10 protein-coding genes are annotated in these 9554 nt (G+C 65.3%); 9 read left to right on the top strand and 1 reads right to left on the bottom strand.

The features are described from left to right. The first annotated feature begins 84 nt into the window (after positions 1-84). From FHR96_RS07885 to ihfA, 9 genes are all read left to right on the top strand, one after another. Positions 85-552: a DUF2489 domain-containing protein gene (locus FHR96_RS07885; RefSeq protein WP_183387120.1), complete on the top strand. Its 468-nt coding sequence runs from the start codon at positions 85-87 to the stop codon at positions 550-552. 262 nt (positions 553-814) lie between these two features. After that, positions 815-1633, top strand: a complete 819-nt coding sequence (locus tag FHR96_RS07890) for an OmpA family protein (RefSeq protein WP_183387121.1) — start codon at positions 815-817, stop codon at positions 1631-1633. Positions 1634-1864: 231 nt separating this feature from the next. Further along, positions 1865-3763 carry a threonine--tRNA ligase gene (gene thrS, locus FHR96_RS07895; protein WP_183387122.1) on the top strand — a complete coding sequence of 633 codons (1899 nt, stop codon included), beginning with the start codon at positions 1865-1867 and terminating at the stop codon, positions 3761-3763. 35 nt (positions 3764-3798) lie between these two features. Further along, positions 3799-4338, top strand: coding sequence for a translation initiation factor IF-3 (infC, locus tag FHR96_RS07900; protein WP_343066349.1), 540 nt, complete (start codon positions 3799-3801; stop codon positions 4336-4338). Positions 4339-4441: 103 nt separating this feature from the next. Then, positions 4442-4636 carry a 50S ribosomal protein L35 gene (gene rpmI / locus FHR96_RS07905; RefSeq protein ID WP_016854829.1) on the top strand — a complete coding sequence of 65 codons (195 nt, stop codon included), beginning with the start codon at positions 4442-4444 and terminating at the stop codon, positions 4634-4636. A gap of 37 nt (positions 4637-4673) precedes the next feature. After that, positions 4674-5027 carry a 50S ribosomal protein L20 gene (rplT, locus tag FHR96_RS07910; protein ID WP_013332273.1) on the top strand — a complete coding sequence of 118 codons (354 nt, stop codon included), beginning with the start codon at positions 4674-4676 and terminating at the stop codon, positions 5025-5027. A gap of 130 nt (positions 5028-5157) precedes the next feature. After that, positions 5158-6177 (top strand): phenylalanine--tRNA ligase subunit alpha, encoded by a 1020-nt coding sequence (pheS, locus tag FHR96_RS07915; protein WP_183387124.1) that lies wholly within the window; start codon positions 5158-5160, stop codon positions 6175-6177. 31 nt (positions 6178-6208) lie between these two features. Continuing rightward, positions 6209-8590 carry a phenylalanine--tRNA ligase subunit beta gene (pheT, locus tag FHR96_RS07920; RefSeq protein WP_183387125.1) on the top strand — a complete coding sequence of 794 codons (2382 nt, stop codon included), beginning with the start codon at positions 6209-6211 and terminating at the stop codon, positions 8588-8590. A 38-nt stretch (positions 8591-8628) separates the two neighbouring features. Then, positions 8629-8946: an integration host factor subunit alpha gene (ihfA, locus tag FHR96_RS07925; protein WP_183387174.1), complete on the top strand. Its 318-nt coding sequence runs from the start codon at positions 8629-8631 to the stop codon at positions 8944-8946. Positions 8947-9064: 118 nt separating this feature from the next. Here ihfA and FHR96_RS07930 read toward each other — a convergent pair whose 3' ends face one another. Then, positions 9065-9271, bottom strand: coding sequence for a DUF2788 domain-containing protein (locus FHR96_RS07930; RefSeq protein WP_183387126.1), 207 nt, complete (start codon positions 9269-9271; stop codon positions 9065-9067). Positions 9272-9554 lie beyond the last annotated feature (283 nt).

Consider the following 9554-nt stretch of genomic DNA (forward strand, 5'->3'; position numbering starts at 1 on the left):
GCCAGGTTGGTCCCGGGGATTGGGGTCGTGGGGGGCACAGTATAGAATGGCGACCCTTCATCCCACGATGCTTCGGGAGCCTTCATGTCCCTGACTACTGCGTTGATCCTGCTCGGCGTTGGCCTGGCCATTGTGGCCGGGCTTGGCGCTTACGCCATGACCCTGTGGCGCGAAGTGCGCCGTCGCCAGGCGTTTCGCGAAGAGGAGCTGCGCCGCGCCCATGACAACTGCCTCGAGAACCTGGAGCTGGTCGCCTCGGCGCTGATGCAGGAGCAGGTCGATGTCACCGAAGGCGCCTGGCGCTGCAAGACGCTGCTCGAGATTCTCGATCCTTCTCTCGTCGAGCGTCCCGAGTTTCAGGCCTTCGGCGAAGTTCATAGCCGAACTCGTCACCTGCATACCCACTCCGCGCGGCAGGCGCTGAGCCCCAAGGAGCGCTTCCGGGAGGATCGCGAGCGACTGGCGGTCGAGGACGAGATGCGCGAAGCGGTGCTCGAGGCGGCCGGTGCGGCCCTGCGTTTTCGGCACAATTGGCCGCAATCGCTGCATTGAGGCCGTAGTGTGTAGACAATGACTTACAAGACAGCGTTTGCATCCTTCGCCCACCTTGGGCAAGCTTGTCGTCGCACCGCAGATGGCTCATATGCGAAGGGAAACGACGCTATCTAGCGGTCTTAGCTGGCTTAATTCGCATTTTCGTGCTTTCTTGATCGGTGTAGGCGAACGCTGTTCGTCACCCTGGCCATTCCATCGGGCCTCCTGGATGGCTTCACCACGATGCCCATGCCAGATTTGTGTGAAGAAGGAGTCTTACATGAAAAAATCTACGACTGGCTTGCTGCTCGGTTCCGCTCTGGTTGTCGGCCTTTCAGGCTGCGCCAGCTCGGCCTCTCAATCTTCAGGCATGGGGGATAGCGCGTCCTCCGATCGTGCCTGGTATCAGCACCCGGCAATCTGCGGTCTTGCCGGCGGTCTGATCGGTGGTGGCATCGGCTATTCCGTCACCAACGACGATGACGAGACCGACGGGGCGGCCGTCGGCGGTACCATCGGTGCCACCGCGGGTGCGCTGCTGTGCGCCGAGCCGAACAAGACACCCGCCACGCCGGCGCCGAAGGACACTGATGGCGACGGCGTCATCGACGCCAACGACCAGTGCCCGGGTACTCCGGCCGGCGTCGCCGTTGATGCCGTTGGCTGCCCGCTGGATTCCGACGCCGACGGCGTGCCGGACTACCAGGACCAGTGCCCGGGTACCCCGGCCGGCGCCGAAGTCAACGCCCTGGGCTGCGAGGCAGACCTGGTGCTGCGTGACGTCAACTTCGAGTTCGATTCCGCGACCCTGACCATGGGTGCAGAAGGCATTCTCGACGGCGTCGCCGACAAGCTGCGCGCCAACCAGAACGTTCGCGTTCGCATCGAAGGGCACACCGATTCCGTGGGTAGCGACAGCTACAACAAGGATCTGTCCCAGCGTCGCGCCGATTCCGTGGCCGACTATCTGGCAAGCCAGGGCGTCGATCGTAACCGCATGCGCACCATCGGTTACGGCGAATCCCAGCCGGTTGCCACCAACGATACCGATGCTGGTCGGGCTCAGAACCGCCGCGTCGAGCTGGGCGAGTGGGAATAATCACCCGCTGAGCCCATGTCCCGGCCAGCCGGGACATCTCGAGAGTGAAAGAGGCGCCTTCGGGCGCCTCTTTTCGTCGAGAAGCGCTTTCGTCAAGGCGGCATGGCCCCGATGCCGTCTCGTCTGCTAGGCTAGGTGGCGCTTGAGAAAGCGCTTCCGACGACCATTCTTTTTCTGGCGACATGTGATCCCTGGTATGGATCACCACTGCGCACAAGGAAACCCTTCATCATGCCCATCGTGACCCTGCCGGACGGCAGCCAGAGAACCTACGACGAACCGCTCTCCGTGATGCAGGTGGCCGAAAGCATCGGTACCGGCCTGGCCAAGGCCTGCGTGGCCGGCCGCATCGACGGCGAGCTGGTGGACGCCGCGGACATCATCGACCGCGACGCCAAGGTGGCCATCATCACCGCCCGCGACCAGGAAGGCCTGGAGATCATCCGGCACTCCTGCGCCCATCTGATCGGCCATGCGGTGAAGCAGCTGTATCCCGACGCCAAGATGGCCATCGGTCCGGTGATCGACGACGGCTTCTACTACGATATCGACTTCGGCCGTGCGGCGACCCCCGAAGACCTCGAGGCCATCGAGCAGCGCATGAAGGCGCTGATCGACACCGGCTACGACGTTGTTCGCGAGTATGTCGATCGTGACAAGGCGATGCTGACCTTCCTGCATCGCGACGAGCCCTACAAGCAGGAGATCGTCCGCGAGATTCCCGAGGGGGAGACCATCCGTCTCTACCATCACCAGGAATACACCGACATGTGCCGCGGGCCGCACGTGCCGAACACCCGGCATCTCAAGGCCTTCAAGCTCACCAAGCTGGCCGGCGCCTACTGGCGCGGCGACGCCGAGCGCCCGATGCTGACTCGCATCTACGGCACCGCCTGGGGCGACAAGAAGCAGCTCAAGGCCTATCTCAAGCGCCTCGAGGAGGCCGAGAAGCGCGATCACCGCAAGCTGGCCAAGAAGATGGATCTCTTCCACCTGCAGGAAGAGGCCCCGGGCATGGTGTTCTGGCATCCCAACGGCTGGACCATGTACCAGGCGCTCGAGCAGTACATGCGCCGGGTACAGATCGAGAACGGCTACCAGGAGATCAAGACGCCTCAGGTAGTCGATCTCTCGCTGTGGAAGGCCTCGGGGCACTGGGGGCACTACAGCGACCTGATGTTCACCACCGAGTCCGAGAAGCGCGAATACGCGGTCAAGCCGATGAACTGCCCCTGCCACGTGCAGGTGTTCAACCAGGGCCTGAAGAGCTACCGCGATCTGCCGCTGCGGCTGGCCGAGTTCGGCAGCTGCCACCGCAACGAGCCCTCCGGTTCGCTGCATGGCCTGATGCGGGTGCGCGGCTTCACCCAGGACGACGCCCATATCTTCTGCACCGAGGGGCAGATCCAGTCCGAGGCCGAGGCCTTCATCGCCCTTACGCTGCAGGTCTACAAGGAACTGGGCTTCGAGGACGTCGAACTCAAGTTGTCCACGCGCCCCGACGACTTCATGGGCGAGGCGGCGATGTGGGATCGCGCCGAGGCCGGGCTCGAGGCGGCGTTGAACGCCACCGGCCTGGAGTGGGAGCTGCAGCCCGGCGAGGGGGCCTTCTACGGTCCCAAGATCGAGTTCTCGCTGCGTGACTGCTTGAACCGTGTGTGGCAGTGCGGCACCCTGCAGCTCGACTTCAACCTGCCGGGCCGCCTGGGCGCACAGTTCGTCGACGAGCACGGCGAGCGCAAGACGCCGGTCATGCTGCATCGCGCGATCCTGGGCTCCTTCGAGCGTTTCCTGGGGATCCTCATCGAGCACCATGCCGGCGCCATGCCACTGTGGCTCGCTCCCCAGCAGGCGGTAATCCTCAACATCACCGATGCCCAGCGCGATTACGTGCTGGAATTGGAGCGTCGCCTGCAGAAAATCGGCCTTCGCGTCAAGGCGGACTTGAGGAACGAGAAGATCGGCTTTAAAATCCGCGAGCATACGTTGCAGAAGGTCCCCTATCTCCTGGTGGTGGGAGATAAGGAAGTCGAGGCCGACTCGGTGGCCGTGCGAACACGCACCGGCGAGGATCTCGGCACGCTGCCGGTGGATGCCTTCATCGACAGAGTGCGGGCCGAGCGGCTGTAACGACATCTTCCCTAAGCGAAAGTGGAGACGGAACCATCAAGCGAAGCAACCCTAGAGGGCGTCCGCAGGACAAGCGGCCCCCGATGAACGAGCGCATTACCGAGGATCAGGTTCGCCTGATCGACAACGACGGCGAGCAGCTGGGTATCGTGCCCACCAGCGATGCGCTGGAGCGCGCCGAAGCTGCCGGTATGGATCTCGTGCAGATTTCCAATGCCGATCCGATCGTCTGCAAGATCATGGATTACGGCAAGTTCGTCTTCGAGCAGAAGAAGCAGAAGGCGGCTCAGAAGAAGAAGCAGAAGCAGATCCAGGTCAAGGAAGTCAAGTTCCGGCCTGGCACCGACGAGGGCGATTATCAGGTCAAGATGAAGAACCTGACGCGCTTCCTCGAAGGTGGCGACAAGGGCAAGGTCACGCTGCGCTTCCGCGGACGCGAGATGGCTCATCAGGACATCGGTCGCAAACTGATGGAGCGGATCGCCGCCGACCTCGAAGAGATCGGCACCGTGGAGTCCTTCCCCAAGATGGAAGGGCGGCAGATGATCATGATCATTGCCCCCAAGAAGAAGTAAGTGAAAGAGAAGAAGTGATCCGACGGCCCGTCCAACGGGTGGCCGGCAGCTAGCCGGCCATCGGCCCCGGATTTTCTAAAAAACCTCGAGCGGAGTTCATCTCATGCCGAAGATCAAGAGCAACAGCGGCGCTGCCAAGCGCTTCAAGAAGACGGCCAACGGCTTCAAGCACAAGCAGTCGTTCCGTAGCCACATCCTGACCAAGAAGTCCACCAAGCGTAAGCGTCAGCTGCGTGGTATGAAGCAGATCCACGACGCCGACAAGCAGCTCGTGCAGCGCATGCTGCCGAACCTGTAACCCTTGGTAGCCAAACTTTAATCGTCAGGAGTAAGCCATGACTCGCGTCAAGCGTGGTGTCGTCGCCCGTCGTCGTCACAAGAAGATCCTCAAGCAGGCCAAAGGCTACTATGGTGCTCGTTCGCGCGTCTTCCGCGTGGCCAAGCAGGCCGTCATCAAGGCCGGCCAGTATGCCTACCGTGACCGTCGCCAGCGCAAGCGCCAGTTCCGCGCCCTGTGGATCCAGCGCATCAACGCCGGTGCTCGTCAGCACGGCCTGTCCTACAGCCGCTTCGTCGGTGGCCTGAAGAAGGCCGGCATCGAGATCGACCGCAAGGTGCTCGCCGACCTGGCCGTGAACGAGAAGGCCGCCTTTGCCGCCATCGTCGAGAAGGCCAAGGCTGCCCAGTAAGCGATCTCGATAACGGCATGGCGCGTCAGTGCTGGCGCACCATGCCGCGGATCCTCGCAGGGGAAGAGCAGCCGCTCTTCCCCTGTTTTTTTGCATGTGACCCCCTGATCAAGACATCGGAGCACAACGGATGGACCACCTTCCCACTCTGGTCGCCGAGGCCCGCGACGCCGTCCAGGCCGCCGAGAGCATGGCCGCCCTGGACGAGCTGCGGGTGCGCTACCTCGGCAAGAAGGGCGAGATCACCGCGCTGCTCAAGGGCCTTGGCAAGCTGCCCGCCGAGGAGCGTCCGGCCGCCGGCGAGCGCATCAACCAGGCCAAGCAAGCGCTGGCCCAGGAGATCGACGCGCGCCGCCAGGCCCTCGAGAAGGCCGCGCTGGAGGCGCGCCTGGGCGCCGAGCGCCTCGACGTGACCCTGCCTGGCCGCGGCCAGCCGAGCGGTGGCCGTCACCCGGTGACCCGCACCCTGGAGCGCATCGAAGGGCTGTTCACGCGCATCGGCTTCGATGTGGCCGTCGGTCCGGAGATCGAGGACGACTACCACAACTTCGAGGCTCTCAACATTCCCGCCCACCACCCGGCGCGGGGCATGGCCGACACCTTCTACTTCGACGCCACCCGGCTGCTGCGCACCCACACCTCGCCGGTGCAGGTACGCACCATGAAGGAAGAAGAGCCGCCGATCCGCATCGTCTGCCCGGGGCGCGTCTATCGCAGCGACTCCGACCTGACCCACACGCCCATGTTTCACCAGGTGGAAGGGCTGCTGGTCGACGAAGACGTGCGTTTCTCGGACCTCAAGGGCACCATCCAGGATTTCCTGCACGCCTTCTTCGAGCGTGACGATCTCTCGGTGCGTTTCCGGCCCTCCTACTTCCCCTTCACCGAGCCGTCGGCCGAGGTCGACATCGAGTGCGTGATGTGCAGCGGCGACGGCTGTCGGGTCTGTTCGCACAGCGGCTGGCTCGAGGTGATGGGCTGCGGCATGGTGCACCCGGAAGTGTTCCGCCACGCCGGCATCGACAGCGAACGCTACACCGGCTTCGCCTTCGGCATGGGGGCCGAGCGCCTGGCCATGCTGCGCTATGGCGTCAACGACCTGCGGCTGTTCTTCGACAACGACCTGCGCTTCCTCAAGCAGTTCGCCTGAACGACCCAAGAACACAGCGATAGGATTCGACATGAAATTTTCCGAACAGTGGCTGCGTGAATGGGTGTCCCCGGCGCTGGCGACCCAGGCGCTGGCCGACCAGATCACCATGGCCGGCCTGGAGGTCGATGCCATCGAGCCGGTGGCCGCCGAGTTCACGGACGTGGTGGTGGCCGAGGTCGTGGCCAAGGCGCCGCACCCCGACGCCGACAAGCTCAACGTCTGCCAGGTCGATGACGGCAGTGGCGAGCGCGTCCAGGTGGTCTGCGGTGCCCCCAACGTGGCCGAGGGCCAGAAGGTACCCTTCGCGCGCGTCGGCGCGGTGTTGCCGGGCGACTTCAAGATCAAGAAGGCCAAGCTGCGCGGCGTCGAGTCCCGCGGCATGATCTGCGCATCGTCCGAGCTGGGGCTGGAAGAAGAGGCCTCGCCGGGTATCCTGGTGCTGCCGGCGTCGGCGCCGGTGGGTGAGGGCGTCCGCGACTACCTGGGCCTCGACGATCACACCATCGAGGTCGACCTTACGCCCAATCGTGGCGACTGCCTGAGCGTCAAGGGCATGGCCCGCGAAGTGGGCGTGCTCAACCGTCTGACGGTCGAAGGTCCGGCCATCACGCCGGTCGCGGCGACTCACGACGACACCTTCCCGGTGCGCGTCGAGGACGCCGAGGGCTGTCCGCGCTACCTGGGGCGGGTGATCAAGGGCGTCGACGTGAGCGCCGAGACCCCGCTGTGGATGGTCGAGCGCCTGCGCCGCGGCGGCGTCCGCGCCATCGACCCGGTGGTCGACGTCACCAACTACGTGATGCTCGAACTCGGCCAGCCGCTGCATGCCTTCGATCGCGCCAACCTCAGTGAGGCCGTGGTGGTTCGCCAGGCCCGTGAAGGCGAGCGCCTGGTGCTGCTCGACGGCCAGGAAATCACCCTGGCCGACGGCACTCTGGTGATTGCCGACGGGCGCGGCCCGCTGGCCATCGCCGGCGTGATGGGGGGCGAGCATTCCGGCGTCAACGCCGAGACCCGCGACATCTTCCTCGAAGCCGCGCACTTCTCGCCGCTGGCGGTGGCCGGACAGGCGCGTTCCTACGGCCTGCACACCGACGCCTCGCACCGCTTCGAACGCGGAGTGGACCCGGCACTGGCCCGCGAGGCCGCCGAGCGCGCCACCGCACTGCTGCTGGAGATCGTCGGCGGCGAACCCGGCCCGCTGGTCGAGGTAGTCGATGCCGAGCACCTGCCCGACGACCGTGAGGTGCTGCTGCGCCGTGGCCGCCTGGATCGGGCGCTGGACAAGGCGCTGCCGGGCGAGGAAGTCGGCGAGATCCTCGAGCGCCTCGGGCTGACGGTGGAAGCCGTCGCGGACGGCTGGCAGACGCGGATTCCCAGCTGGCGCTTCGATCTGGCCATCGAGGAGGACCTGATCGAGGAAGTGGCGCGTATCCATGGCTACAACCGCCTGCCGGTGCGTCGTCCCCAGGCGCGCATGGGCCTCAAGCCCGACTTCGAGGCACGCACGCCGCTGGCCCAGCTGCGTGGCCAGATGGTGTCGCGGGGCTACTTCGAGGCCGTGACCTACAGCTTCGTCGCGCCGGAGCTGCAGTCGACGCTGCTGCCCGAGGCCGTGTCTCCGGCGCTGGCCAACCCCATCTCCAGCGACCTGTCGGTGATGCGGGCGAGCCTGTTCCCGGGGCTGGTGCGGGCGCTCCAGCATAACCTCAATCGCCAGCAGAACCGCGTGCGGCTGTTCGAGACCGGGCTGGTGTTCCGCGGCGAGCTGGATGCCCTGCATCAGGTACCGATGCTCGGGGCCCTGGCCTGCGGCAGCCGCGAGCCCGAAGGCTGGAGCGGTGGCAAGCAGGACGTCGACTTCTTCGACCTCAAGGGCGACCTGGAGAGCCTGCTGGCGATGGGCGGCGAGCCCGACGCCTGGCGCTTCGAGCCCGCCGAGCATCCGGCGCTGCATCCGGGCCAGTGCGCACGGATCCTGCACCGCGGCGAGGAAGCCGGCTGGATCGGCACCCTGCACCCGGCGGTGCGCGCCCAGTTGGGCCTCAAGGTCGACGCCGTGCTGTTCGAGGTTCGCCTCGAGGCCCTGACCCGCGGGCGGGTGCCGGCCTTTGCGCCGCTGTCGCGCTATCCCGAGGTGCGTCGCGACCTGGCCTTCCTGGTCGACGCCGAGAGTCCCGTCCAGGCGCTGCTCGACACCGTGCACGCCCAGGCCGGCGAGTGGCTGGTGGAGGCGCGGCTGTTCGACGTCTATCAGGGCAAGGGAGTGGCCGAGGGACGCAAGAGTGTGGCCCTGGGCTTGACCTGGCAGCATCCTTCGCGCACGCTAAATGACGAGGAAATCAACCACTTGGTCGATGCCATCGTCGAGGAGTCGCGGCTGCATCTTGGCGCCGAACTCCGCGCATGAGGGATTCCGGGCTCGACCAGCAGCGAGAGGGAAGCGACATGGGGGCGTTGACCAAGGCCGAGCTGGCCGAACACCTGCACGCCGAGCTGGGTCTCTCCAAGCGTGAGGCCAAGTCCATGGTGGAAACCTTCTTTGAGGAGATACGCGGCTGTCTGCGCGAGAACGAGCAGGTCAAGCTGTCGGGCTTCGGCAACTTCGACCTGCGCGACAAGCGTGAGCGACCGGGACGCAACCCCAAGACCGGCGAGGAGATTCCGATCTCCGCCCGGCGTGTGGTGACCTTCCGCCCCGGTCAGAAGCTCAAGGCTCAGGTCGAGGAGTACTATCCCGGCAGCGACGGCCCCGCCAGCGACTGATCCGATCGCGACCGGCTCGACAGAGGCCCGGATCGTGTGACCCGAAGCGCCGACGCCACCCTGCGGGGTGGCGTCGGCGTTTGTGTGTGGGCGGAATGGGGCGGGCGGCAAGTGTAGGCTAGAGGGCCCCTCGCTCCAGCCACCAGGTGATCACCACCTTGAACAGGTAGCCGAGCATGCCGGCGCCCAGCACCACAAACAGCATCAGGGTGCCGAAGCGGCCGGCCCGCGACTGCTTGGCCAGGTCCCAGATGATGAAGCACATGAACAGCATCAGGCCGCCGATCATCAGCGGCGTGATCCAGGCTTCGAAGGTCTGCGTCATAGGGGGCTCTCGCGCCAGTGGAAAATGATCCCATATTGTACACTCGTCGGCCTGTCGCCGGATCAGCCCGAACGATACGCTGATCCGCGATGGCCCTGCATTCGAGGTCATGTCATTGGCCTCCCAGACAGAGGCCGGGGCCCAGCTCCGCTGCGCGATAGCCCTGGGCACGGGCGTGGCTTGCCACCGGAGGCGCCTGTCGGCGCCAATCGCTCAGACAACTGAGCTCCCACAGGGGTGAGTGCCACCGGACAGGCCTTCTCAGGAGCGCAGCTCCGCTGCG

The organism is Halomonas organivorans (genome assembly GCF_014192055.1).
Classification (GTDB): Bacteria; Pseudomonadota; Gammaproteobacteria; order Pseudomonadales; family Halomonadaceae; genus Halomonas; species Halomonas organivorans.

What these genes read in the sequence shown, in the direction of transcription:
- FHR96_RS07885 (WP_183387120.1), top strand. Translation starts at nt 85, where the DNA reads ATGTCCCTGACTACTGCGTTGATCCTGCTCGGCGTTGGCCTGGCCATT.
- FHR96_RS07890 (WP_183387121.1), top strand. Translation starts at nt 815, where the DNA reads ATGAAAAAATCTACGACTGGCTTGCTGCTCGGTTCCGCTCTGGTTGTC.
- thrS (WP_183387122.1), top strand. Translation starts at nt 1,865, where the DNA reads ATGCCCATCGTGACCCTGCCGGACGGCAGCCAGAGAACCTACGACGAA.
- rpmI (WP_016854829.1), top strand. Translation starts at nt 4,442, where the DNA reads ATGCCGAAGATCAAGAGCAACAGCGGCGCTGCCAAGCGCTTCAAGAAG.
- rplT (WP_013332273.1), top strand. Translation starts at nt 4,674, where the DNA reads ATGACTCGCGTCAAGCGTGGTGTCGTCGCCCGTCGTCGTCACAAGAAG.
- pheS (WP_183387124.1), top strand. Translation starts at nt 5,158, where the DNA reads ATGGACCACCTTCCCACTCTGGTCGCCGAGGCCCGCGACGCCGTCCAG.
- pheT (WP_183387125.1), top strand. Translation starts at nt 6,209, where the DNA reads ATGAAATTTTCCGAACAGTGGCTGCGTGAATGGGTGTCCCCGGCGCTG.
- ihfA (WP_183387174.1), top strand. Translation starts at nt 8,629, where the DNA reads ATGGGGGCGTTGACCAAGGCCGAGCTGGCCGAACACCTGCACGCCGAG.
- FHR96_RS07930 (WP_183387126.1), bottom strand. Translation starts at nt 9,271, where the DNA reads ATGACGCAGACCTTCGAAGCCTGGATCACGCCGCTGATGATCGGCGGC.